We start from the raw sequence: 24,820 nt of genomic DNA on the forward strand, positions 1-24,820 counted from the left end.
ATTAAAATACCCCCCCATGTTAGGTAAAGAAGAAATCGTATCTCCTTCGTTGGACGAACTGAAAGAACATTATCACCGTATATTGACTCTGCTGGGCGAGGATCCCGGACGTGAAGGATTGTTGAAAACCCCGGAACGGGTGGCGAAAGCTATGTTGACACTGACCAAAGGTTATTCCATGGACCCGCATGAGGTGCTCCGCTCCGCCAAGTTCAAGGAAGACTATAACCAGATGGTGATTGTGAAAGACATTGATTTCTTCTCCCTCTGCGAACATCATATGCTGCCGTTCTACGGAAAAGCGCATGTGGCTTATATCCCCAACGGCTACATCACCGGACTGAGCAAGATTGCCCGCGTGGTAGACATCTTCTCCCATCGCCTGCAAGTGCAGGAACGCATGACGCTGCAGATAAAAGAGTGCATTCAGGAGACGCTGAATCCACTGGGCGTGATGGTGGTGGTGGAAGCGAAACACATGTGCATGCAGATGCGCGGTGTGGAGAAGCAGAATTCGGTGACTACCACTTCCGACTTTACGGGAGCCTTCAACCAGGCAAAGACGCGCGAGGAGTTCATGAACCTTATCCGCCACAATTCCTGATGACGGTCAGGGGAGCACCACGCGGTCTCCCAACCGTTTTGCCATCAGGCTCTGCACTTCGCGCATTTCGCTGTAGCGCTTCATGAGGGCGTTGCATTTCTCCTCGTCGTTGGCAACGGCGGGGTCTTGCAGCGCAGACATCATGTGCTTCAGCTCCTCGCAGACGATGGCATATTTGAAGTTGACCATCAGTGCCGGAACCAACTCGTACAGGCGTTCTTCATCGGTCACTATCTTCTGGCTTTTCGAATGATACTTGCTCAGCTGGTAGCGGTTGCTGATAAGCTCCACGCTCAGCTTGCTGATGGCGGAATCCGGGTGCGCCAGGAAGTAGCGCTCGGCTGTAAATCCCGCATTGTTTATGTGTGCGGCAGCCTCGGCAAGTATCTGCCGGTGCAGCGGGTTGTGGAAGGACAACTCGTCTTGTTTCAGGTCGTTGGTGACGTATTCAATCACGCTTACAGGGGTTTCCTTGCCCTCTTCATCGGTCACGTTGCACATCACCCGCTCGCCGTAGCGCACAATCATCTGCAGAATCAGCCGTTCGTATTTGTAGAACTCCTGTCCCTCTTTTCCTTCCTGCGGAATGAAAGAGACGTAGCTGTCTTCCGGCGGGAAAGGTGCGTCCGTAGGATAACCGGCAGCTTCTCCGGCGCCCGTTACGCCCTCGCCCGGCATTGTATACGGGGGGGATAGCGGACTTCCGGTATCCGTCGCGTTGGTCGCCCGCTCTGCCGGCCTTGCGGCATTCCTGCGTTCCCGTTCGGCTTGTTCGCTACGTTTCTCCGCCTGCATTTCACGCCGTTTCGCCACTTCCGAGACAAGCAGCTTGTCCTCTACCCGCAGCAGTTGGGCGCACTCTTTGATGTAGACATCGCGCACGATGGCTTCGGGGATGACGGAGATGCTTTGCACCAGGTTGCCGATAAGTTCGGCGCGCTTGATAGGGTCTTTTCCGGCATCCTCCAGCAGTAGGTTGGTCTTGAAGCGGATGAAGTCCGTCTCATGCTCCTGTATGAATTGCTGGAATTCGGCGGAGTTGTGCTTGCGGGCAAAGGAGTCCGGGTCGTCTCCGTCGGGCAGGAGGCACACCTTGATGTTCATGCCCTCTTCCAGCAGCATGTCGATGCCCCGGATGGACGCTTTGATGCCGGCGGCATCGCCATCGTAGAGTATGGTCATGTTATTGGTGAAACGGTGAATCAGCCGGATTTGCCCCGGTGTCAGTGCCGTTCCCGAAGAAGCCACCACGTTTTCTATGCCGGATTGGTGCATGGAGATTACGTCCGTATAGCCTTCCACCAGAAAGCAGCGGTCTTGCTTCACGATTGCCTGCTTGGCGAAATAGATGCCGTACAGTTCGTTGCTCTTATGGTAGATGGCAGACTCGGGCGAGTTGACGTACTTCACCTTGACACCTTTGGTGGCGCTGGCAAGCACGCGGCCGCCGAAAGCCACTACCTTGCCCGACAGGGTGTGTACGGGGAAGATGACACGTCCCCAAAAGCGGTCGCGCAGCTGGTTGTCGTCTGTTTCGTAGCACAGTCCGGTCTTGACGAGAAACTCTTTCCTGTATCCTTTCTTAAGCGCTTCCTGCGCCATGGCGTTGTGGCTTTCGGTGCAATAGCCCAGTTGGAACTTCTCGATGATGTCGTCCCGGAATCCTCGGTTGCGGAAGTACGCCATGCCGATGCTGCGCCCGTCCACGTGGTTGCGCAGGATGTCCTGGAAGTAGTCGCGGGCAAACTGGTTGACGATGAAAAGGCTTTCCCGTTCGTTCTGCACCAGTTTTTCTTCGTTGGACAGTTCACGTTCCTTAATCTCGATGCCGTATTTCTTTGCAAGGTGCTTCAGCGCCTCGGGATAGGACATCTGCTCGTGCTCCATGATGAAGTGCACCGCATTGCCCCCTTTGCCGCAGGCAAAGCATTTGCACAATCCCTTGGCGGGCGATACGTAGAACGAGGGGGTCTTGTCGTCGTGAAACGGGCAAAGCCCCACGTAGTTCACTCCGCGCTTGCGCAGGGTGACGAAGTCGGATACGACATCGACGATTTGCGCCGCATCCAGAATCCGGTCTATGGTGGGTTGGTCTATCATGATTCGCGTACAAATTTACATATAAAATCTGCCCCTGCAAAAAAAAGTTTTGCAGGGGCAGGCATACGGTTTCATTTAAAATAATGCCGAACAAAATTTAAACAGGCTCTAAGTTTTAAACGGCAGAGCCGTGGGGCAGGCACGGCTTACTTGATTTTCTCCCTGATTTTAGCCAGGTATTTCTTCATCCCTTCGGCATCTTTATTGGTGATGATTTCCAACAGCTGCTTCAGCTCCAGGCGGATGTTCTCCACCTGGCCGGGCGTACGGGGGTTGAACAAAATCTCCTGAAGCAGGTAGTCGTCTTCGTTCAGCAGCCCTTTGGCGATCGCCATGTGCTTCTTGAAGGTGGTTCCCGGCGCTTCCTGATGCTTCATCACCGCTGCGAACACGAAGGTGGAGACAAACGGGATGGACAATGAGTATGCCACCGTTTCGTCATGCTCGTCGAAGGTGTATTCGAAGATGTTGAGCTTCAGGGTCTGGTACAGGTCCTTGAAGAACACCTTTCCCAAGTGGTCGCCTTCGCTGATGATGATGGCGTTCTCCGTATTTAGGTTGTTCAGGCTGGCAAAGGTGGGTCCGAACATAGGGTGCGTGGACACATAGCGGAAGCCGCTTTCGTCGTAGAACTTCTTCAACCCCGTCTTCACCGAGGCGATGTCGCTGATGATGCAGTCCTTGGGCAACACGGGCAGCACCTGCCGGAAGGCTTCCAGCGTGTATTTCACTGTGACGGCGTTGATGACCAACTCCGGTTCGAAGTTCCTGATTTCTTCCAGCGTGGTGAAACGGTAAGTGTTGTAGACGAAGCGCAACTGATGCGGGTTGACGTCGAACACCGCCGTTTCGTGTTGGAAACTTAGGATATCCGTAAAGAAAGAGCCCATCTTGCCGGCTCCGAGTATTAATATTCGCATGGTTCTTTTTTTAATGCGTTGATGTGCCGATGGTTTGGCGAGGGACGGCGGTATCCCTCATGGCATCGGCACGTTGTGAAGTACGTTACTTGTTGATAATCTCCATTTGCTGGCGCACGCTCTCCTCGTGTATCGCCTCGAACACTTTCTTGATAAATTCCGAATCCATGCCGCAGAGCGCGCCTTGCGAGCCGCGTTTCTCGAGGATTTCGTTGTAGCGTCCTGTTTGCAGGATTGTCATGGCGTGCTCTTTCTTGTACGTACCGATTTCGCGGGCTATGCGCATCCGTTTGGCAAGTTCCTGGATGAGGTTGTTGTCGCACTCGTCAATCTGTTTGCGCAGTTCGCTGAGGTTTTCGGTGCTTTGCGTCTCTTGGCGGATGACGAGCAGGTTGAGGATGTAGTCCAGCACGTCGGGTGTGACCTGCTGTGAGGCATCGCTCCATGCGCAGTCGGGGTTGCAGTGGCTTTCCACAATCAGTCCGTTGAAGCCCAGGTCCATTGCCTGCTGGCACAGCGGGGCAACCAGTTCGCGCTTTCCGCCGATGTGGCTCGGGTCGCAGAGGATGGGCAGGTTCGGGATGCGGCGGCGCAGCTCGATGGGGATGTGCCACTGCGGCAGGTTGCGGTAGAGCTTCTTGTCGTAGCTGCTGAAACCGCGGTGAATGGCTCCCAGGCGTTTCAGACCGGCGTTGTTGATGCGTTCCAGCGCGCCGATCCATAACTCCAGGTCGGGGTTTACGGGGTTCTTCACCAATACCGGGATGTCCACGCCTTTCAGTGCGTCGGCTATCTCCTGCACGGCAAACGGGTTTGCCGTGGTGCGGGCGCCTACCCAAAGTATGTCGATGCCGGCTTTCAGGCATTCGTACACGTGCTTGGCGGTTGCCACTTCGGTGGCAACGTACATGCCCGTCTCTTTTCTCACCTCTTTGAGCCATGCCAGCCCCTCTACGCCTACGCCTTCGAAGCCGCCCGGTTTGGTGCGGGGTTTCCAGATGCCTGCGCGGAATATCTTCGTTCCTTTGGCTGCCAGTTGTCCGGCTGTGTCCATCACTTGTTCTTCTGTTTCGGCGCTGCAAGGGCCGGCTATTACCAAGGGGCGTTTCTCTTCGATGCCCGGCAGTAAGATTGATTCTAATTCAAGTCCCATATTCTTTAATTGTTTTTGATTATATTCGTCTGAAAAGCGAGAAGCAAACACACAAAAGTTATTCCATTGCCTTGATGCGCTCCAGCGCTTCCGCCAGTTTTTCGTCCTTGCAGCAAAGCGAGATACGGATATACCGTTTTCCGTTGCTGCCAAAGATGAATCCCGGAGTGATGAATACGCGTGCCCTGTGCAGCACCCGTTCGGTCAGCTCTTCCACGTCGGCGCAACTGTCGGGTATCTTTCCCCAAAGGAACATGCCCACCTGGTTCTCGTCGTAGGTGCATCCCAGCCGGCGCATGATTTCGCCTGCCAGCCGGCGCCGTCCGCGGTAGTTCCTGTTGTTGGCTTCGTACCACTCTTCGCCGGATTCCAAGGCATTGGCGGCGGCAAGTTGCATGGCGCGGAACATGCCGCTGTCGATGTTGCTCTTCACCTTCAGTATCCATTGCACGAAACCGGCATTGGAAGCGAGCATGCCGATGCGCCAGCCCGGCATGTTGTGGCTCTTGCTCATGGAGTTGAACTCGATGCAGCACTCCTTCGCTCCGGGGACGCTGAGAATGCTGGCGGGGCGGTCGTTCAGGATGAAGCTGTACGGATTGTCGTTGACGATGATGATGTCCTTGCGGCGCGCCAGATCCACCAGCTTTTGGTAAAGCTCCGGGGTGGCGTTCGCTCCCGTAGGCATGTTGGGATAGTTGGTCCACATCAGCTTGACGCGGCTCATGTCCATCTGCTCCAGCTCCTCGAAGTCGGGCATCCAACCGTTCTCTTCCTTCAGGTTGTAGTTCACCACTTCGGCGCCCAGTATCTTGCTGAGCGAAGTGTAGGTGGGATAGCCGGGATTGGGAACCAGCACCTGGTCGCCGGGGTTGACGAAAGCCAGCGTGACGTGCAGGATGCCTTCCTTGGAGCCGATGAGCGGCTGTATCTCCGTGTTGGGGTCCAGATCCACGCCATACCACCGCTTGTACCAGCCGGCAAAGCTGCGGCGCAGTTCGGGAATGCCTGTGTAGGGCATATAGCCGTGCCCGTCGGGGTTTTTCGCCTCCGTGCAGAGCGTCTGTATGGCGCTGTCCGAGGGAGGCATGTCCGGGCTGCCGATGCCCAGGCTGATTACATCCTTGCCTTCGGCATTCATCTGTGCCACCTCTTTCAGTTTCTTAGAGAAGTAGTATTCGCTCACGCTTGCCAGCCGGTCGGCGGGCTTTATCTTAGATTGTTGATTTTCCATCTTCGTATTCTCCTAATATTTTAAGTTCTTTGGTCAGCGGGGTGATGGCCACGATAGATTGTTTGTACTTCAGCACGTTGTCGAAAACCACGTCCACGTAGAATTGGTATTCCCACTCGCGCCCGATGATGGGCAGCGACTGTATCTTGGTGAGGTTGATGCGGTAGAAGGAGAGTATGGAGAGCACCTGCGAGAGGCTTCCCTCGGTGTGCGGCAGGGTGAATACCATGCTTGCCTTGTTCACCTCGTTGCGGCGGTGGCGGTTCAGTTCGTCCGCCTGCCAGGCGTCTGCCACTACGAGGAAGCGGGTGAAGTTGTGTTTGTTTGTCTCGATGCCTTCCTGCAGCACCTTCATGCCGTAGCGCCGGGCGGCGGCTTTGGAGCAGATGGCGGCGTGCCCCCTCAGGTTGTCCCGCTTGATGGTTTCCGCGCTGCGGGCGGTGTCTTCTCCTTCCACCACCTTGATGCGGGGATGCTGCCCGAGGAACTCGCGGCACTGCATCAGGGCGATGGGGTGGGAGTTTACTTCGGTGATGTCGTCCCAGTCTTCGTCGGGCAGGCACACGAAGCTGTGCGAGATGCGCAGTTTGTATTCGCCTACAATCTGTGTGCCGCTCTGGCGCAGCAGTTCGTTGTTATGCAGCAGGCTTCCTGCAATCGTATTCTCTATTGCCAGCATGCCTATGGTCCGGTTGTCTTCCTTGACGGCGGCAAACACGTCTTCGAAGCTGGCGCAGCAGATGAGCTCTATCTCTTCTCCCTCGAAGTACTTGTGTGCGGCGATGTCGTGATACGAACCTAAGGTTCCTTGAATGGCTACTTTTTTCATTCTACGGTTGTTTATATTCTTTGTTTATGACGAAAAAATCCCGCTTCCATACGATGGAGCGGGACTTTATATATTGTTTGGTTCTCTCTTCAGTTCTTAAGCGTCACTGTCACTTGACACATACAAACTCCCGCTCTACTTTCCGGCTAAAGTAAAAGTAAAAAAAGAAGTAATATGCGTAAGTAAATGATTTCATACTTGCTTTTCGTTGTTTATTATGCCGCAAATGTAACACTTTTCTTTTATATGCAAATAAAAAATAGCATTTTTTTTGGCAGCCGCGCTATTGCAGGTCGGGAAATCTTGGTCGCCGCATCGCCCGGATGGCGGATGCACCGGTTTTCATCGCCTGTCTACAAACCCAATATGTTCGTTGCGGAAGCGCCCGGGTGGTTGCCGTATTGTCCGTTGAAGCCTTCTATCTCCTTCGGGTCCAGTTCCAATCCGTGCTTCATGTCTTCCGTTGCCCCTTCCTTGTCGCCGTTCAGCAACTTGGCACGGCCGCGTTCGTGGTATGCCCGGGCGAAATCGGGATTCAGTTCGATGGCTTCGTCGAACAGGGCGATGGCTTCGGGCAACTTCTTTTGGGCGATGTACAGCTGTCCCAGGTAGAGGAACGCCTGTTCGTTGAAGGGGTTCAGTTCCGTGATGCGGAGATAGTCGGCTTCCGCTTCGGCTTCCTCGCCGGTAGCCTCTTTTATCTTTCCACGGAGCAGGACGGCGCTTTCATCGTCCGGGTCTTGGGCAAGGATGGCGTCGATGTCTTCCATCGCCTCTTTATATTGCCGCATCTTCGTCAGAGTTTCGGCACGCAGCAGGCGTGCTTCGGTGAAGTCGTCTTTCAGCACGATGGCTTTGGTGAGGTGGGCGATGCACATGATGCCGTTGTCCTGCCCGTTGTCTGCCTTGCCCAGCAGGTAGTGCGCCATGGCGTTGCTCTCGTCAATGGCGGCGGCGCTTCGTGCGGCTTCCGCCATGGCGGCGTAGTCCTCTTGCATGTAGCACACGTTGGCAAGGATGAGGTAGGTAGCGGCATGTTCCGGTTCGGTCCGCACCATCTTCTCCAGCAGTTGGCGTGCCTCGTCCAGGTTGTTGCGCTGGATGTACACTTGCGCCAGATAGCCCATCGTCTCGAAGTCCTCTTGCAGCGCAAGGGCTTCGGTGAAACATTTGACGGCGTAGTCGGCGCGTCCCATGCGCTGGGCACGCATGCCGTCATATTTGAATATCTCGAAGTTCTTCCGGTTGTTTTTTTGTTTCTCCTCTTCCGGGTCTGCCGGTTTGCCGGAGAAGAAAGATGTAAAGAATCCCATGGCTATGTTGTTGTTTTTAGTTATGTATCTTGGTGTGTCGTGGCAAAAGTAGTGATTTATTTTTTCATTTGCAGCATCCCGTCTGCGGCAATAATCTTTCCTTCGTCCAACATCCGGCGCAGGGTGTCGGCCAGCAGCTCCTTGTCCGTGGGGAGCAGTTCGAGCATCCCTTCGGGCGTGCGTGGAGCAGCGGACAGTATCCTGCAGATTTTCGTGCAAAGTTCCTGCCGTTCTGCCGCTTCGGCGGCTGCCGGGTTGTTGCGCAGGTCGATGCAGGTGTCGCATTGCCCGCAATTGTGCCCGTTCTTTTCTCCGAAGTAGTCCAGCAGCATGCGGCTGCGGCACACGGAGTTGCCGGTCACATATTCCAGCATGGCGTTGATGCGCGCTTCGTAACGTGCTTTCCGGATTTCGTAGACTTCGGGAGGGATATGGATGCGCTGCGCTTCCACGCGCTCGCGCGTGTATATTATATAAGGTGTCTTTTTGTGAGGGATGTAACTGACGATGCGCAGCTTGGCAAGGTGGACCAGCAACTCGTAGATTTGCCGGCGGGTAAGCCCTGTGCGTGTGGCAAGCGAGTCTTCGTTGATGTAGGCGTAGTCGGTAAACACCCCCGTGTAGGAACGGAGTATGGTCCGGATGAGTTTGTCCGTCTCTTCGCCCATTTCGCGTAACCGGTACAGCTCGTCCCTGCGCAGGGTGAAGAGAAGGCGCGAGGCGTTGTCCTGCTCGGCGGTGTACTCCAGATAACCTGCCCGGGTCAGTATTTTCAGGGCGCTGTCCACCGGAACGGGGAAGTACTTGAACTTGCGGCAGAAGTCTTCGATGTCGAACTCGCGCACGCACTCCAGCCCGTCGCCCATCGCCATTTGGTAGTAGTATTGGAGGTGTTCGTAAACGTTTCTGATGTATTCCTTTTCGGGAAAAGTGTCCGGTATGCGCCTTTGCAGTGCCGCCTTGTCCGTCTTGGCATGCAGGATGACGGCATACGCCTTCTGCCCGTCGCGCCCGGCTCTTCCGGCTTCCTGGAAGTATGCTTCGATGGAGTCGGGCAGGTCCATGTGGATGACGATGCGCACGTCCGGCTTGTCTATTCCCATGCCGAAGGCGTTGGTAGCCACTATGACGCGGCTCTCGCCGGATTGCCAGCGGCGCTGGCGGGTGTCTTTGGTGGCATCGTCCAGTCCGGCGTGGTAGAAGTCGGCGGTGATGTCTTCGTTGTTCAGCAGTTCGGCAATCTCTTTGGTGCGGCGGCGGTTGCGCACATACACGATGGCGCTGCCGGACATGCTGCGCAGTATATGCAGCAGTTCGGCATTCTTGTTCTCCGTCCGGCGGACGATGTAGGCGAGGTTGCTCCGCTCGAAACTCATGCGGAATACGTTTTCCCGGCGGAAGTGCAGGCGTTCCTGTATGTCTTTCACCACTTCGGGGGTTGCGGTGGCGGTCAGGGCAAGGACGGGAGCATGCGGCAACAGTTCGCGTATCTCTGCGATTTTCAGGTAGGCGGGGCGGAAGTCGTATCCCCACTGCGAGATGCAGTGGCTTTCGTCTACGGTAATCATGCTGATTTTCATTTTCCGCAGCTTGGTACGAAAAATCTCCGTGTCCAGCCGTTCGGGGGAGATGTAGAGGAACTTGTAGTTGCCGAAGATGCAGTTCTCAAGGGTGACGACAATCTCCTGCCGGCTCATGCCGGAGTAGATGGCAAGCGCCTTGATGCCCCGCTTCCTCAGGTTCTGCACCTGGTCTTTCATCAGGGCTATCAGCGGGGTGATGACCAGGCACATCCCTTCCCGGGCGAGTGCCGGGACTTGGAACGTGATGGACTTGCCGCCGCCCGTAGGCATCAGTCCCAGGGTGTCCTTGCCGGCGCTGATGCTGTCGATAATCTCTTGTTGGATGCCGCGGAAAGAGGAGTAGCCCCAGTATTGCTTTAGAATGTCTTGATGGCACATGGGATGAGGGAATTGTGAATTGAGAATTTTGAATTATGAATTTTGAATTACCTTGCGACGTGATAGCGCAGCCTCATTCAAAATTCATAATTCAAAATTCTCAATTCAATTCGGCTTTATGTCTTCAATCTGCAACTGCACCTCTCCGCGTTTGTGGGTGTTCTCTTCGATGGAGTAGCAGATGTCGAACGAACGCTTGGTCTTGATGTAGCGCACGTGCGAGCTTTGCCCGAAGGCGATGCCGTTCATCACGTTGTTCGATTTGTTGTCCACCAGTTCCAGTTTGATATGCTCCTGGTCCCTGCCTACCACTTTGCTGGTTCCGTAGTCATACACGTTGTGGGTGCAGAACACGGGTTTGGTGTTGTCGGGACCGAACGGGTTGAACTTCTTCAGGTCGTTACAGAATTTGGGGGTGATATCCCGGAAGTCTATTTCGGCATTGATGTCGATTACGGCGCTGGTCTGTTCCGGCAGGATGTGCCCGGAAACGAACTCCTCGAAACGTTCGGTAAAGGCGGAGACGTTTTCCACCTTCATGGACAGCCCGGCGGCATAGGTGTGCCCGCCGAAATTCTCCAGCAAATCCCGGCAATACTCGATGGCTTTGTACACGTCGAAACCTGAAACGGAGCGTGCCGAGCCGGTTGCCATGTCGTCCGTGCGTGTCAGCACCACGGCAGGGCGGTAATACACTTCCGTCAGGCGCGAGGCAACGATGCCGATGACGCCCTTGTGCCAGTCTTCGTTGTACAACACGATGGAGCGCCGGTCGGCAAGCCCTTCCAGTCCGGCGACAATCCGGTTTGCTTCTTCGGTCATGGTCTTGTCCAGATCTTTGCGCGTCTCGTTGTATTGGTTGATTTGCCCTGCCTTTTCCAGGGCGAGCGAGAAGTCTTTCTCCGTCAGCAGGTCCACCGCTTCCTTTCCGTTCTGGATACGTCCCGAAGCGTTGATGCGCGGACCTATCTTGAACACGATGTCGCTGACGGTAATCTCCTTGTCCGCCAGCCCGCATACGTCGATGATGGCTTTCATCCCCACGCTCGGATTGCTGTTGAGCTGCTTCAGCCCGTGATAGGCGAGGATACGGTTCTCTCCCATAATCGGCACGATGTCCGAAGCCACGCTGACCGCAACCAGGTCCAGCAGGGGAATCAGGTGGTGGAACTCGATGCCGTTGCTAATGGCGAACGCCTGCATGAACTTGAATCCCACTCCGCAACCCGACAGGTGCTCGTAGGGATAGGTGTTGTCCTCGCGCTTGGCGTTCAGGATGGCTGTGGCGGGCGGCAACACTTCGTCGGGCACGTGGTGGTCGCAGATAATGAAGTCGATGCCTTTCTCCTTGGCGTATGCTATCTCGTCCACTGCCTTGATGCCGCAATCCAGTACGATAATCAGTCCCACGCCCGTTTCGGCGGCGTAGTCCACGCCCCGGGTCGAGACCCCGTAGCCCTCGTTGTAGCGGTCGGGGATGTAATAATCTATGTTCGAATAGAACTGTTGGATAAACTTATAGACCAGAGCCACGGCGGTGGTCCCGTCTACGTCATAATCTCCGTAAATCAGAATGCGCTCTTTCTTTCCCATTGCCTTGTTCAGGCGTTCTACGGCAACGTCCATGTCCTTCATGAGGAACGGGTCGTGCAAATCCGGCAGTTGCGGACGGAAAAACTTCCTGGCGGCGGTTGCCGTCGTTATTCCCCGCTCCACCAGCAATCTCCCAAGTACGGGGCTAATCCCTAATTCCTGGGCGAGTCGTTGGCTTGCTTCTGCCTGATTGGATGTAATGGGTGAATAATTCCATTTGTGAGTCATTTTATATATTATTTTTTCTTTTTCTGTGGCAAGGCGCCGGAGATACAGCTGAGAGGGGGAGAGGCTTTGATGCAGCCCGCTTGCCGTGCGCTGTTTCTCCAACAAGCTGTAAAGGTAGGAAAAACTCTTGAAACCGATACGAAATTCGATGGAAAATATTCTTAACGGTCGATACTCTTGCGTATGTATTCGCAGGGGCGTCGGCATCAGACTCCTTTCACGCGTCCGCACCCCTCTCCGTGTATGCCCGAAAAGGAGCGGACCGGCTCCGGTTTGTGGCAAAAAGACGGCGAAAACGCCTTTCTGCTTACACCTGCTCCTGCGCCTTTCTTCCGAAACAGGGGCGTCTTGCATAAAACGCGGATGGATATGCTTCTTTTTCCGATAAAGATGCACTGTTTATGCGGAAAAAGGCTCTTGCTTCCGTCGGACACCTGCCTTTCGTCCGATGGATGGCAGTGTCTGACGTGACGGACACTGATGTTTGTCGCCACAGACACTGGTGTCTATCACGACAGACACTAATGCCTGTCACGCCAGGCATTGATGTTCATCGTCACAGCTGCCGCTATCCGGCAGACGGGATGCCCGTACGGGGCATTTCCGGCACTTTTCCGCGCCGGTTGGTTTGTAAGGATTTCGCTATCGTGCTGGGTATGTGGCGGATGAGCGTTTTCCGTTTCGTTTTTTCCCGCCGGCAGCACATCGGGACGGAAACAGGCGATTCTGCGGCGCCGGAAAATACAGATTGTCAGAAAGCACGGGCGGCATGGACAAAAAGGCAGGGCAATGTTTAGGCGGGTTGTTGCTTCTTGCGCAAGTCCCGTCCTTCGTATCGGCAGATGGCATCGATCCACTCCTCGGTCAGCGGTTTGGATTCGTGCTTGGCAAGGTCGTAAGCCACCATAACGGAAGTGCAGGTGCATTTCACTTCCTGCGTTTCGGTATCTATCACCCGTTGGGCAAGGTGGAAGCTCTTCGTCCCGATTTTGGTTACGGCGGTTTGTACGGCGATGTGGTCGGGACCGTAAATCTGCGCAAGGAAATCGGCTTCGATGTGGACAACGACGATGCCGTCCTTCTGCCAGTCGACGTGCGGGCATACGGAAGCGAAATATTCGGTCTTGCCTAAATCGTAAAAGGAAAAATAAACGGTGTTGTTGACGTGTCCGAATTTGTCAACATCATTGAAACGTAATTGTATCGGCAGTGTGTGGTTAAATTTGATATCTTCCATTGTTTTCTCTTAAACTTTGTTTGTAATCGGGGCGAATTTACTACTTTTGCGTATTAATCACAGTATTTATTCAGCAAGAAATGATAGAAGACATAAAAAAAGCCTGCCAGGTGATGAAGGAAGGCGGGGTAATCCTGTATCCCACCGATACCGTTTGGGGCATCGGATGCGACGCCACCAACGAAGATGCCGTGCGGCGGGTGTATGAGATAAAGCAGCGCCAGGACAGCAAGGCGATGCTGGTGCTGGTAGACTCTTCCGTGAAGGTGGATTTTTACGTCCGTGATGTTCCGGACGTGGCGTGGGACCTGATAGACCTGGCAGACAAGCCGCTGACCGTCATCTATTCCGGCGCGCGCAATCTGGCGGCGAACCTGCTGGCGGAAGATGGCAGTGTGGGCATCCGGGTGACGGGCGAGGAGTTTTCGAAGCGCCTGTGCCAGCAGTTCCGCAAGGCGGTGGTGTCCACTTCCGCCAACATTAGCGGGCAGCCTTCGCCGAAGAATTTCGGCGAGATAAGCGAGGAGATAAAGTCGGCTGTAGACTATATTGTAGGCTACCGTCAGGAAGAGACAAGCAATCCGAAACCGTCGAGCATCATCAAGCTGGGCAAAGGCGGTGTCATTAAAATAATCCGTGAATAAGGAAGATGGCTGGCAAAGGAAAAGATTGGTTGCAACGCTTTATCATCTGGCGTGAGAAGAATATCAAGGAGAAACGCTTCATCCTGCTTTTGAGTTTTCTGGTGGGCATCTTCACGGCATTTGCCGCGTTGATATTGAAGATGCTGATACATTGGATACAGAATTTCCTTACGGAGAATTTCGATACGACGGAAGCCAACTACCAGTATCTGATATATCCGGTAGTGGGCATTTTCCTGGCAGGGCTGTTCGTGCGCTATGTCGTAAAGGACGATATCAGCCACGGAGTGACGAAAATCCTGTATGCCATATCCCGCAGGCAGGGGCGTATCAAGCGGCATAACGCGTGGTCGTCCATCATCGCCAGTTCCATAACCATCGGGTTCGGCGGTTCGGTCGGGGCGGAGGCGCCGATTGTGCTTACGGGTTCGGCAATCGGCTCCAACCTGGGCAGCCTGTTCAAGATGGAGCACCGCACGCTGATGCTGCTGGTGGGCTGTGGCGCCGCCGGTGCCGTGGCGGGCATCTTCAAGGCACCCATTGCGGGACTTGTATTTACGCTGGAGGTGCTGATGATAGACCTTACGATGTCTTCGCTGCTTCCGTTGCTGATTTCGGCGGTGACGGCGGCAACCGTATCCTACATCGTGACGGGCACGGAAGCTATGTTCAAGTTCCACCTCGACCAGGCTTTCGAGCTGGAGCGCATCCCGTATGTGATAATGCTGGGCGTTTTCTGCGGGCTGGTTTCCCTCTACTTCACCCGTGCCATGAACTCGGTGGAAGGAATGTTCGGCAAGCTGAAGGTGCCTTACAAGAAACTGCTCGTGGGCGGCTCCATGCTGAGCATTCTGATATTCCTTTTCCCGCCGCTCTACGGCGAGGGGTATGACACGATAGAGCTGCTGCTCAACGGGACGAGCAATGTGGAGTGGGACACGGTGATGAACAACTCTTTCTTCTACGGACACGGGCGGCTGCTCCTGTTGTATCTGATATTGATAATCCTGTTCAAGGTTTTCGCTTCGAGCGCCACAAACGGCGGCGGCGGTTGCGGCGGTATCTTCGCGCCTTCGCTCTATCTGGGGTGTATCGCAGGGTTTGTGTTCTCCCACTTCAGCAATGAGTTCGAGGCGACCGTCTTCCTGCCCGAAAAGAACTTCGCCCTGATGGGCATGGCGGGAGTGATGAGCGGGGTGATGCACGCGCCGCTGACGGGTGTGTTCCTGATAGCCGAGCTGACGGGCGGATACGATTTGTTCCTGCCCCTGATGATAGTCTCCGTCAGTTCCTATCTGACGATTATCGTTTTCGAGCCGCACAGCATCTACTCCATGCGTCTGGCAAAGAAGGGCGAACTGCTGACACACCATAAGGACAAGGCGGTGCTGACATTGATGAAGATGGAGAATGTGGTGGAGAAAGACTTTATTACGGTACACCCCGAAATGGACCTTGGCGGGCTGGTGAAAGCCATTTCGGCTTCACGCCGCAACATATTCCCGGTGACGGACAACGAAGGAAAGCTGATTGGCGTCGTCCTGCTGGACGATATACGCAATATCATGTTCCGGCAGGAATTGTATCACCGCTTCATGGTGGGCAGGCTGATGAGTTCCGTCCCGGCACGCCTTTACGACACGGACAGCATGGAGCAGGTGATGCGTACTTTCGATGACACGCAGGCGTGGAATCTGCCGGTGGTGGACGAAGAAGGCAAGTATCTCGGTTTTGTTTCCAAGTCAAAGATATTCAACTCGTACCGTCAGGTATTGGTACATTTCTCGGAAGATTAAAAAAAGAGAGGATTATGAAGAAAGAAGATTTGCGGATTGTATACATGGGTACTCCCGAGTTTGCGGTGGAGCCTTTGCGCTGCCTTGTAGAAGGCGGGTACAACATAGTAGGAGTAATCACGATGCCCGACAAGCCGGCAGGACGGGGACATAAGGTGCAATTCTCGCCGGTGAAACAATATGCGTTGGATCACCACCTGCCGCTTCTCCAGCCGGAGAGGCTGAAGGATGAGGCGTTTGTCGGGGAGTTGCGTGCCTGGAATGCCGATTTGCAGATTGTGGTGGCTTTCAGGATGCTGCCGGAAGTGGTATGGAACATGCCGCGGCTGGGCACTTTCAACTTGCATGCCTCGCTGCTGCCGCAGTATCGCGGCGCCGCTCCTATCAACTGGGCGGTGATTAACGGCGACACGGAGACGGGCATCACCACTTTCTTCCTGAAACATGAGATAGATACGGGAGAGGTGATTCAGCAGGTACGCATACCGATTGCCGATACGGACAATGTAGGCGTGGTGCATGACAGGCTGATGATGCTGGGCGGTCGTCTGGTGACGGAGACCGTAGACGCCATCCTTGCCGATGCGGTGCGTCCCGTCCCGCAAGAGGAAATGGCGGTGGCAGGCGAACTGCGCCCGGCTCCCAAAATCTTCAAGGAGACTTGCCGTATCGACTGGACCCTGCCCGTGAAGCGGATTTACGACTTTATCCGCGGCTTGTCTCCCTATCCGGCGGCATGGACGGAACTGGTGCAGCCCGATGGCACGGTGGTGGTGCTGAAGATTTTCGAGACGGAGAAGCTGGAGCATCCGCAGCCGTCCGCTCCCGGAACGTTGCAGACCGACGGCAAGACCTACATCCGCATAGCCGGTGCAGACGGCTGGATAGGCGTGCGCGCCTTGCAGCTTCCCGGCAAGAAGCGTTTGCAGACGGCTGAGTTGCTGCGCGGATTTAGGCTGACCGAAGAATTCAGTGTGCGGTAAATGCCGGATTCTTGCATGCGAGGTCTCTGTCATTATACTTAATACTTATAATTCGTGTAACCTGATTAATAAAATGTAACTGTTATGAAACCTATTATATCTCCTTCCATACTCTCTGCCAACTTTGCATACTTGGCAAATGATATTGAAATGATTAACGGCAGCGAAGCCGATTGGGTGCATGTCGATATCATGGACGGTGTGTTTGTTCCCAATATCTCTTTCGGTTTTCCCGTGCTGAAGTACGTGGCGCAGATTGCCCGGAAGCCTTTGGATGTGCACCTGATGATTGTGCAGCCCGAGAAGTTCATTCTGGAAGTAAAGGCGTTGGGCGCGCGCATCATGAACGTGCACTATGAGGCATGTCCGCATCTGCACCGGGTGGTGCAACAAATCCGCGAGGCGGGAATGCTGCCTGCGGTTACCATCAACCCCGCTACTCCGGTGTCTGTGCTGAAGGACATTATCAACGATGTCTACATGGTGCTGGTGATGGGAGTAAACCCGGGCTTTGGCGGGCAGAAGTTCATAGAACATACGGTCGATAAGGTGCGCGAGCTGCGCGAGCTGATAACGGCGGCAGGTTCGGAAGCCCTGATAGAGGTCGATGGCGGCGTGAACCTGGATACGGGTGCCCGCCTGGTGGCTGCCGGTGCCGACGCTTTGGTGGCGGGCAATGCCGTCTTCTCCGCTCCCGACCCGGTGGAGGCAATCCGCGCCTTGCGAAATCTGTAAGAACGGGAGCGGACGAAGTGCGGACCCCTTTAACACCTGGGAGACAATAACTCCTGTCATGACCGTATGCCGGAACCGTTAATCACAGGCTGCTTGCAACGGCATCCTTTCCTGCGGCTGCTGCTGCCGCTGGTTGGTGGGATAGTATGTGGGGAGCGTTGTCCCTATGTGTTGCCTGCCGGTCTGTGGATAGCTCTCCTTTTACTGCCGGCAGGGGCATACATCCTTAGCCGCAAGTATCATGCGCTTTGCAGGCTATACGGGATTGCTGTTTACCTGTTCCTTTTCGCAGGGGGCGGGGCATTGGTAGGCTGGCAAATGGAGCGGACGGAATTTGTGTTTCCGGATGCGGAGACCTCTTCCGTCTATCGGGTGTCTCTTGCGGCAAAACCCGAAATCAAGAGAAGCAGCATCCTGTTTCGCGTATCCCTGAAAGGAGAGGTGCGGAAAGATACCTGCCTGCACGTCTCTCCTCCGAAGTCCTTCTTGTTCTATTTCCCTAAGGATTCTGCGGCGTCTTCCCTGAAGAGAGGGGATGAACTGCTGGTCTGCACCCGTCTGTCTCCGCCTGCCGGTAACGGAAATCCGGATGAGTTCGATTATGCCCGTTATCTTCGCCGGAAGGGGATTAGCGGAACGGCGTATGTGCGTGCCGGGCATTGGCGCACGATAGGCAGTGACGGTACGCTCTCTTTTCGCCAACGGGCGTTGGACTGTAGGGAGCGGCTGGTTGCCATGTATCGCAAGATGGGGTTTCGCGGAGAGGAACTGGCGGTGCTTTCTGCGCTTACGGTGGGCGATAAAGAGGAATTGAGCGAGAGCGTCATTGAGACATATTCGGTAGCCGGAGCCGGTCATGTATTGGCGCTTTCCGGGTTGCATATAGGTTTTATTTCCGCCTTGCTGCTGTTCGTGTTGTCTCCTTTGTGGAGCAGATGGCGGTTTTTGAAGCCTTTCCTGTTTCTGTCGGTTATCTTGTTTTTGTGGGGATTCGCTTTTCTTACGGGGCTGTCCTCGTCTGTGGTGCGTGCCGTCATTATGTGCTCGTTCGGACTGTTTTCCATGCTTCTTCCAGCCGGTGGAAGGCTGACTTTGAACACGTTGGCGGCTACGGCTTTCCTGATGCTGTTGTGCAATCCCGCATGGCTGTTCGATGTGGGTTTTCAGTTGTCCTTTTCGGCTGTTGCGGCCATCCTGCTGCTACAGCCCGGGTTGTACGGGTTGTTGCCGGTGAAGAACTGCCTTTTACGTAAAGTGTGGGGGCTGGCAACCGTTTCCGTCGCAGCCCAAATCGGGACGGTGCCTTTGACCGTGCTCTATTTCTCACGCTTTTCCACGCACTTCCTTTGGACTAACTTATGGGTTATTCCGTCGGTGTCGTTGATAGTGTATGCGGCTGTCCTGCTGCTTGCCCTGACTCCTTTTCCCGCTTGGCAACAACTCTTTGCAAACCTCGTGGACGCGTTGGTCCGGATGCAGAATGCGGTGCTCCGCCGGATTGAACAGCTTCCCCTGGCTTCGGTAGACCGGATTTGGGTGGATGTATGGGATGTCTTTCTTTTTTATCTTTGCCTGTTGTTGTTCTGCCGGGTCTGGGCAAGGCGCACGGCAACGAATGCCTATATCGCCCTGTGCGGTTTGCTGCTTGGCGTTTCTTATCATTCGTATTCGTTCATGGCGGATTTTCCGCAACGTGGCATTCTCTTTTATAATGTCCGCGGCTGTCCGGCGGTGCACTGCCTGGCGGACAACTCCTGTTCGTGGCTGGTCTGCGCCGACAGCCTGCCCGACACCGCCGTGCTGGAACGCTCGCTTGCTTCCCATTGGAACCGTTTGCGCCTGGAGTCTCCTGCCGTGATTACGGGCGATTGTTCGCATCCGGGTATTTCCGTCCGTAACCACATCGTTTTCTATGCAGGAAAACGTGTATGCCTGTTGCATGACGACCGCTGGCGGGGCAAGACGTCCGATGCTCCCCTTCCAATCGACTATTTGTACGTTTCCCGGGGATATAGAGGGGGTATCAAAGAACTCGCATCACTGTTCGAAGTGGGCACGGTAGTGCTGGACGCATCCCTTTCCGGCTATTATCGGGATAGGATTATTGACGATTGTGTCCGGTCGGGTATTCCTTATCTTTCCCTTTCAGAAAAAGGTTCTGTGCGTATATTATTATAAATCATAAACTTTTTCGTACTTTTGCCCTCTTGATTTGTTATAGATGTGAAATAGTAAACCTTCAAGAAATATATGCTGACTAAAGTAATAGAACAATCCAAGATAGACCACTTTGCCAAGTGGATGGAACGGGCGGATAAAATAGTAATTGTGGCTCATGTGGCTCCCGACGGGGATGCGATAGGTTCCTCTTTGGGGCTGTGGCATTTTCTCAACACCCAAGACAAGGACGTGACGGTCATTGTGCCCAATGCCTTTCCCGACTTCCTGCGGTGGATGCCCGGCAGTAAGGACATACTCCTGTACGACCGCTACAAAGAGTTTGCCGACAAGCTGATAGCGGAAGCGGATGTCATCTGTTGCCTCGACTTCAATGCCATCAGCCGCATCGATGCCATGGCGGATGCCGTATCGGCTTCTCCCGCACGGAAAATACTGGTGGACCACCACCTGAATCCGGAAGACTTTTGCAGGATTATCATTTCCCATCCCCAGATATCTTCCACCTCCGAACTTGTGTTCCGGCTGATTTGCCGCATGGGATATTTCGGCGACATCACCAAGGAAGGGGCGGAATGTATCTATACCGGCATGATGACCGACACAGGCGGATTTACCTATAACTCCAACAACCGTGAAATCTATTTTATCATCAGCGAGCTGCTCTCGAAGGGCATCGACAAGGATGAGATTTACCGGAAAGTGTACAATACCTACTCCGAGAGCCGCCTGCGCCTTATGGGACACGTGCTGTCGCAGATGAAGGTCTATCCGGAACATCGTGCCGCCTTGATTACGCTGACCGGAAAGGAGCAAAGCCGTTTCAACTATATCCGTGGAGACAGCGAAGGCTTTGTAAACATACCGCTGAGCATCAAGAACGTGGTTTTCTCTTGTTTCCTGCGCGAAGACACCGAGAAACCGATGATAAAGATATCCTTGCGTTCGGTGGGAAGCTTCCCCTGCAACCGTCTGGCTGCCGAGTTTTTCAACGGCGGAGGGCATTTGAACGCTTCCGGCGGAGAGTTTTACGGAACGTTGGAAGAAGCCCGCAAAGTCCTGGAGCAGGCTTTGGAGAAGTACAAGCCGTTGCTTAATGCCAAAGGATAAAAAAAGTGCGGCTGCAAAGGTTAAAAGATACGAACTTTCTACTTGCAACTTTTAACTTTCAAGGAAATCAGATAATTTTGTACGAAATTACTAAATAACAGAAATGAAGAAACTTACTTTATTCTTTTTGTCTTTATTGGCATTCGGTGTGGCTTTTCAAGCCTGTGACGATAACAAGACCTATGCAGAGATGCTGGAAGAGGAAAAAGACGGTATAAATGACTTTATCAAACAAGAGGGCTTTAAAATAATTTCACAGTCGGATTTCCATGCGCAGGACTCTACGACGAAGTCGAAGGCAATGGGTGATGATGTGGACGAGTTCGTGCAGCTTGCCAGCGGCGTATATATGCAGATTGTGAAGAAAGGTGTTGAAAACGTTGCCGATACGGTGAAAAATAACGATGAAGTGCTGGTACGTTTCATGGAATACAGCATTCTTGATAAAGATACCACCTTGTCCAATTTGAATGCGGTGGAAACCGTAGACGCGTTCCGCTATACGGTTACCTCGTCTTCCATAGCAGGAACTTTCCTGCAGGGATATATGATGAACTACTACTCTTCGACGGCAGTTCCGGCAGGCTGGCTCGTGCCGCTCACTTATGTTCGCAACGGGGCTCACGTAAGACTGATTGTGCCTTCCAAGATGGGACATCAGACAGCCATGCAATATGTCTATCCTTATTTTTACGATATCCGGAAATATCAAATCTGGAAATAACCAACCAATAAATTTTAATTATTAACCTATGACTCTAATCAAATCTATCTCTGGAATCCGCGGAACAATCGGCGGTGGTGCGGGCGAGGGATTGAACCCGCTCGACATCGTGAAGTTTACTTCGGCATACGCTACCCTTATCCGCAAAACGTGTACCGTAAAAAGTAACAAAATCGTAGTAGGCCGTGACGCGCGTATCTCGGGCGAAATGGTAAAGAACGTGGTGGTAGGCACGCTCATGGGTATGGGCTGGGATGTAGTGGACATCGACTTGGCTTCCACTCCCACTACCGAACTGGCTGTTACCATGGAAGGTGCCAGCGGCGGCATTATCCTTACTGCCTCCCACAACCCCAAACAATGGAACGCTTTGAAACTTCTGAACGAAAAAGGAGAATTTCTGAATAAGGAAGAAGGCAACGAAGTGCTCCGTATCGCCGAGGCGGAAGCTTTTGACTATGCGGAAGTGGACAAGCTCGGCTCTTATCGCAAAGACCTGACCTATAATCAAAAACATATCGACAGTGTGTTGGCACTCGATTTGGTGGATGTGGAAGCTATCCGGAAAGCCGGCTTCCGTGTGGCAATCGACTGTGTAAACTCCGTGGGCGGCATCATTCTTCCGCAATTGCTGGAACAGCTTGGCGTGCAGCATGTCGAAAAGCTTTATTGCGAACCTACCGGCGACTTCCAGCACAATCCCGAACCGTTGGAAAAGAACTTGGGCGACATCATGGAACTGATGAAAGGCGGCAAGGCGGATGTGGCTTTCGTTGTAGACCCGGACGTAGACCGGTTGGCGATGATATGCGAAGACGGCAAGATGTATGGTGAAGAATATACGTTGGTCACCGTAGCCGACTATGTGCTGAAGCATACGCCGGGCAATACGGTTTCCAATTTGAGTTCTACCCGTGCATTGCGTGATGTAACCCGCAAGTACGACCGGGAATATTACGCTTCTGCCGTGGGCGAGGTGAATGTGACGACCAAGATGAAAGAGGTAGGCGCCGTTATCGGCGGCGAGGGCAACGGCGGAGTCATTTATCCTGCCAGCCACTACGGACGTGATGCTTTGGTCGGTATCGCCCTGTTCCTTAGCCATCTGGCACACGAGGGCAAGAAAGTAAGCGAACTGCGTGCCACTTATCCGGCTTATTTCATGGCTAAGAACCGCGTAGACCTGACTCCCGATACGGATGTCGATGCCATCCTTGCCAAAGTAAAGGAAATATATAAGAACGAAGAAATCAATAATATCGACGGTGTGAAGATTGACTTCCCCGACAAGTGGGTGCACCTGCGCAAGAGTAACACCGAACCGATTATCCGTGTTTATAGCGAAGCCGCTACACCGGAAGCCGCCGAAGAAATCGGTCGGCAGATTATGAAAGTGATTGAGGACTTGGCGAAATAATCGTTGCCGTTCTTATTGGAATACAAAGACACGGAGACACAGAGGATATGAAACCCTGTGTCTCCGTGTCTTTGTGTTTATTGGTTATAGAACTGTTTCCCTTCCGTTCTCTGTATCTATTCCATGATTACAGCATGCCGGTCCTCTCAATCTCCTGCTCGAAGTTGGGCGTGAACACCTCTTTCCCTATATTCTCCCTGATTTCCTCCATGCTCCAGAAGCGTCCGCCGTCCAGTTCGTCGCTGGGGCGTATCTCTCCGTCGTATACGGTTTTGTGTACAAAGACAAGTTCCTTTTCGCGGGCAGACTCGAATACGTAATTGGTAACTGTTTCCGGTGTGAAGTCGGTTATCCCCAACTCCTCGCGCACTTCTCGTTTCAGCGCCATTTCTACGCTTTCGCCTAAGTCCACGTGCCCGCCCACCGAGGTATCCCATTTGCCGGGCTGTATGTCTTTCCATTCGGGACGCTTTTGCAGATATAACTCTCCTTTGGAGTTGAATACATGCAGATGGACTACAGGATGCAGAAGTTTGCTCCCGTTATGGCATTCGCCGCGTGTGGCGGCACCTGTGATGTTTCCTTGCTCATCGACAAGGGGAAACATTTCCCGGTTGTTGTCACTGTTCATTTTATAAATCTTGTTTTGCGTTGGTAAAGTGATTTATGAAGAAAAATCAGACAGGCTTTAAGGTATCAGCAACGACGAATCTCCGTAACTCAAGAACCGGAAATCATGTGCCAGCGCATAGTCGTAAATCCTCCGCCAGTCTCCGTGCAGGAGTGCCGAGACAAGCAGCAGCAAGGTGCTTTGCGGCTGGTGGAAGTTGGTTACCACGGCTTTTACAATCCGGTATTCATATCCCGGGGCAATGATGATTTGCGTGCTGCCATGCAGGGTTTCCATGTGGTGCCGGTCGAGGTAGGCTATGATGGCTTGCAACGCTTCGGCGGCAGGCGTAGCGGCGGTTCGGGGAGACGTTTCGTAGGGTTGCCACTGTTTCACGTGCAGCTCCTCTTCGGTGGCATCGGGATTGTTCAGGAGAGTGATGCCTATGTGGTAGAGGCTCTCCAAGGTACGTACGGATGTTGTTCCCACGGCAATGGCATGCCCCTTATGCGCTATCAGTTTCTCCAAAGTGCTGCGGCTGACGGATATGTATTCCGTGTGCATCTCATGCCCCGCTATCTCTTCGCTTTTGACGGGTTTGAACGTGCCGGCTCCCACGTGCAGCGTCAGCTCTTCCGTTTCCACTCCTTTCTTGTGCAGGGCATCCAAGACGCGCGGCGTGAAGTGCAGCCCGGCGGTCGGCGCGGCGACCGAGCCTTTTATTTTGGAATAAACGGTCTGGTAAGTCTCCTTGTCGCTCTCCTGCGTCTCCCTGTTCAGGTAGGGCGGGATGGGCAGTTCGCCGAACACCTCGAGGATATCGGCAAAGGTCACTTCCGGATTGTTCCAGCGGAAATCCACCCAATGGCTTGTGCCGTGGCAGGCGCCGCGCTCTGCGGTCAGGGTCAGTGTTTTGCCTTTCACGGACATTTCCCGTTTCAGCGTGCCCTCTTTCCATTTTTTCAGATTGCCTATCATGCAGAGCCATGCGGCGTGCTCCGTTTGCTGGAAGTTGAGGGCGTAGTCGTTGGGGCGGACAGGCTCAAGGCAGAACACTTCGATAAGCGCTCCCGTCTCTTTGTGGAAGTGCAGACGTGCCTGGATTACTTTGGTATTGTTGAAAATCATCAGGCTGTCTGCCGGCAGGCAGTCGGGCAGTGAAGTGAATACGGTTTCGGAAATCTCGCCGTGCCGATACACCAACAATTTGGATTGGTCGCGTACGGGCAGCGGGAACTTGGCAATGCGCCCGTCGGGCAGCGGATAGTTGAATTCGCTGATTTTAATATGTCTGGGATCTTCTGTCATATCTTTGTTCGATTAGAGGTTGCAAAGGTACGGATATTTAGGAAGATTTGTCCTACACCGGGATGCTAAAGTTCTACATAGCCATTTTAAAGTTCCACATCAGAAACATAAACCTCAACTCTACGGAGCTAAACGTCAACTTT

21 protein-coding genes are annotated in these 24,820 nt (G+C 53.7%); 10 read left to right on the forward strand and 11 right to left on the reverse strand.

All coding sequences use genetic code 11. The features are described 5' to 3' along the window. Positions 1 to 16: 16 nt before the first annotated feature. Entirely contained in the window at positions 17 to 604 is a 588-nt protein-coding gene (gene folE / locus QZ327_RS05690; RefSeq protein ID WP_294617914.1) for a GTP cyclohydrolase I FolE, read from the forward strand. A gap of 6 nt (positions 605 to 610) precedes the next feature. On the opposite strand, the gene dnaG is transcribed toward folE, so the two are convergent. The 8 genes from dnaG to recJ form a co-directional block, all read right to left on the reverse strand. Continuing rightward, a complete protein-coding gene (dnaG, locus tag QZ327_RS05695) occupies positions 611 to 2,704 on the reverse strand; it encodes a DNA primase (RefSeq protein ID WP_294617854.1) in 2,094 nt (697 codons plus the stop codon). Positions 2,705 to 2,850: 146 nt separating this feature from the next. Continuing rightward, positions 2,851 to 3,624 carry a prephenate dehydrogenase/arogenate dehydrogenase family protein gene (locus QZ327_RS05700; protein ID WP_294617856.1) on the reverse strand — a complete coding sequence of 258 codons (774 nt, stop codon included), beginning with the start codon at positions 3,622 to 3,624 and terminating at the stop codon, positions 2,851 to 2,853. Between the two features lie 85 nt (positions 3,625 to 3,709). Continuing rightward, complete coding sequence (locus tag QZ327_RS05705) at positions 3,710 to 4,777, reverse strand: bifunctional 3-deoxy-7-phosphoheptulonate synthase/chorismate mutase type II (protein WP_294617858.1); 1,068 nt, start codon at positions 4,775 to 4,777, stop codon at positions 3,710 to 3,712. 58 nt (positions 4,778 to 4,835) lie between these two features. Further along, the gene (locus QZ327_RS05710) at positions 4,836 to 6,011 is read right to left on the reverse strand and encodes an aminotransferase class I/II-fold pyridoxal phosphate-dependent enzyme (protein WP_294617860.1); all 1,176 of its coding nucleotides are present in this window, start codon (positions 6,009 to 6,011) and stop codon (positions 4,836 to 4,838) included. Further along, positions 5,992 to 6,840 carry a prephenate dehydratase gene (locus QZ327_RS05715; protein ID WP_294617862.1) on the reverse strand — a complete coding sequence of 283 codons (849 nt, stop codon included), beginning with the start codon at positions 6,838 to 6,840 and terminating at the stop codon, positions 5,992 to 5,994. Before QZ327_RS05715 ends, QZ327_RS05710 begins: the two co-directional genes overlap by 20 nt. Positions 6,841 to 7,193: 353 nt before the next feature. Next, a complete protein-coding gene (locus QZ327_RS05720; RefSeq protein WP_294617864.1) occupies positions 7,194 to 8,153 on the reverse strand; it encodes a tetratricopeptide repeat protein in 960 nt (319 codons plus the stop codon). 56 nt (positions 8,154 to 8,209) lie between these two features. Next, positions 8,210 to 10,114: an ATP-dependent DNA helicase RecQ gene (locus tag QZ327_RS05725; protein ID WP_294617866.1), complete on the reverse strand. Its 1,905-nt coding sequence runs from the start codon at positions 10,112 to 10,114 to the stop codon at positions 8,210 to 8,212. A gap of 105 nt (positions 10,115 to 10,219) precedes the next feature. Beyond that, entirely contained in the window at positions 10,220 to 11,935 is a 1,716-nt protein-coding gene (gene recJ, locus QZ327_RS05730; protein WP_294617868.1) for a single-stranded-DNA-specific exonuclease RecJ, read from the reverse strand. A gap of 401 nt (positions 11,936 to 12,336) precedes the next feature. On the opposite strand from recJ, the gene QZ327_RS05735 reads away from it, so the two are divergent. After that, entirely contained in the window at positions 12,337 to 12,732 is a 396-nt protein-coding gene (locus tag QZ327_RS05735) for a hypothetical protein (RefSeq protein ID WP_294617871.1), read from the forward strand. Here the strand turns inward: QZ327_RS05735 and QZ327_RS05740 are convergent. Continuing rightward, complete coding sequence (locus QZ327_RS05740; RefSeq protein WP_294617872.1) at positions 12,729 to 13,172, reverse strand: thioesterase family protein; 444 nt, start codon at positions 13,170 to 13,172, stop codon at positions 12,729 to 12,731. The two genes, QZ327_RS05735 and QZ327_RS05740, sit on opposite strands and share 4 nt — an antisense overlap. An 80-nt stretch (positions 13,173 to 13,252) precedes the next feature. Between QZ327_RS05740 and QZ327_RS05745 the strand changes: the two genes are divergently transcribed. The 8 genes from QZ327_RS05745 (at position 13,253) to glmM (ending at position 22,759) form a co-directional block, all read left to right on the forward strand. Then, positions 13,253 to 13,816 (forward strand): L-threonylcarbamoyladenylate synthase, encoded by a 564-nt coding sequence (locus QZ327_RS05745; RefSeq protein ID WP_294617874.1) that lies wholly within the window; start codon positions 13,253 to 13,255, stop codon positions 13,814 to 13,816. Positions 13,817 to 13,821: 5 nt separating this feature from the next. Then, complete coding sequence (locus tag QZ327_RS05750; RefSeq protein ID WP_294617876.1) at positions 13,822 to 15,612, forward strand: chloride channel protein; 1,791 nt, start codon at positions 13,822 to 13,824, stop codon at positions 15,610 to 15,612. A gap of 14 nt (positions 15,613 to 15,626) precedes the next feature. Further along, entirely contained in the window at positions 15,627 to 16,595 is a 969-nt protein-coding gene (fmt, locus tag QZ327_RS05755) for a methionyl-tRNA formyltransferase (RefSeq protein ID WP_294617878.1), read from the forward strand. Positions 16,596 to 16,679: 84 nt separating this feature from the next. Further along, positions 16,680 to 17,330, forward strand: a complete 651-nt coding sequence (gene rpe / locus QZ327_RS05760; RefSeq protein ID WP_294617880.1) for a ribulose-phosphate 3-epimerase — start codon at positions 16,680 to 16,682, stop codon at positions 17,328 to 17,330. A 123-nt stretch (positions 17,331 to 17,453) separates the two neighbouring features. Next, positions 17,454 to 19,508: a ComEC/Rec2 family competence protein gene (locus tag QZ327_RS05765; RefSeq protein WP_294617915.1), complete on the forward strand. Its 2,055-nt coding sequence runs from the start codon at positions 17,454 to 17,456 to the stop codon at positions 19,506 to 19,508. Positions 19,509 to 19,580: 72 nt separating this feature from the next. Next, complete coding sequence (locus QZ327_RS05770; RefSeq protein WP_294617882.1) at positions 19,581 to 20,618, forward strand: DHH family phosphoesterase; 1,038 nt, start codon at positions 19,581 to 19,583, stop codon at positions 20,616 to 20,618. 103 nt (positions 20,619 to 20,721) lie between these two features. Continuing rightward, positions 20,722 to 21,342, forward strand: coding sequence for a DUF4827 domain-containing protein (locus tag QZ327_RS05775; RefSeq protein ID WP_294617884.1), 621 nt, complete (start codon positions 20,722 to 20,724; stop codon positions 21,340 to 21,342). Positions 21,343 to 21,370: 28 nt separating this feature from the next. Next, a complete protein-coding gene (gene glmM, locus QZ327_RS05780) occupies positions 21,371 to 22,759 on the forward strand; it encodes a phosphoglucosamine mutase (protein WP_294617886.1) in 1,389 nt (462 codons plus the stop codon). A 127-nt stretch (positions 22,760 to 22,886) separates the two neighbouring features. Here glmM and QZ327_RS05785 read toward each other — a convergent pair whose 3' ends face one another. Beyond that, on the reverse strand, positions 22,887 to 23,390 hold the full coding sequence (locus QZ327_RS05785; RefSeq protein WP_294617888.1) for an NUDIX domain-containing protein: 504 nt from the start codon (positions 23,388 to 23,390) through the stop codon (positions 22,887 to 22,889). Between the two features lie 57 nt (positions 23,391 to 23,447). Further along, positions 23,448 to 24,677, reverse strand: coding sequence for an S-adenosylmethionine:tRNA ribosyltransferase-isomerase (locus tag QZ327_RS05790; RefSeq protein WP_294617890.1), 1,230 nt, complete (start codon positions 24,675 to 24,677; stop codon positions 23,448 to 23,450). Positions 24,678 to 24,820: the final 143 nt, after the last annotated feature.

The organism is uncultured Bacteroides sp. (assembly GCF_910578895.1).
Classification (GTDB): domain Bacteria; phylum Bacteroidota; class Bacteroidia; order Bacteroidales; family Bacteroidaceae; genus Bacteroides.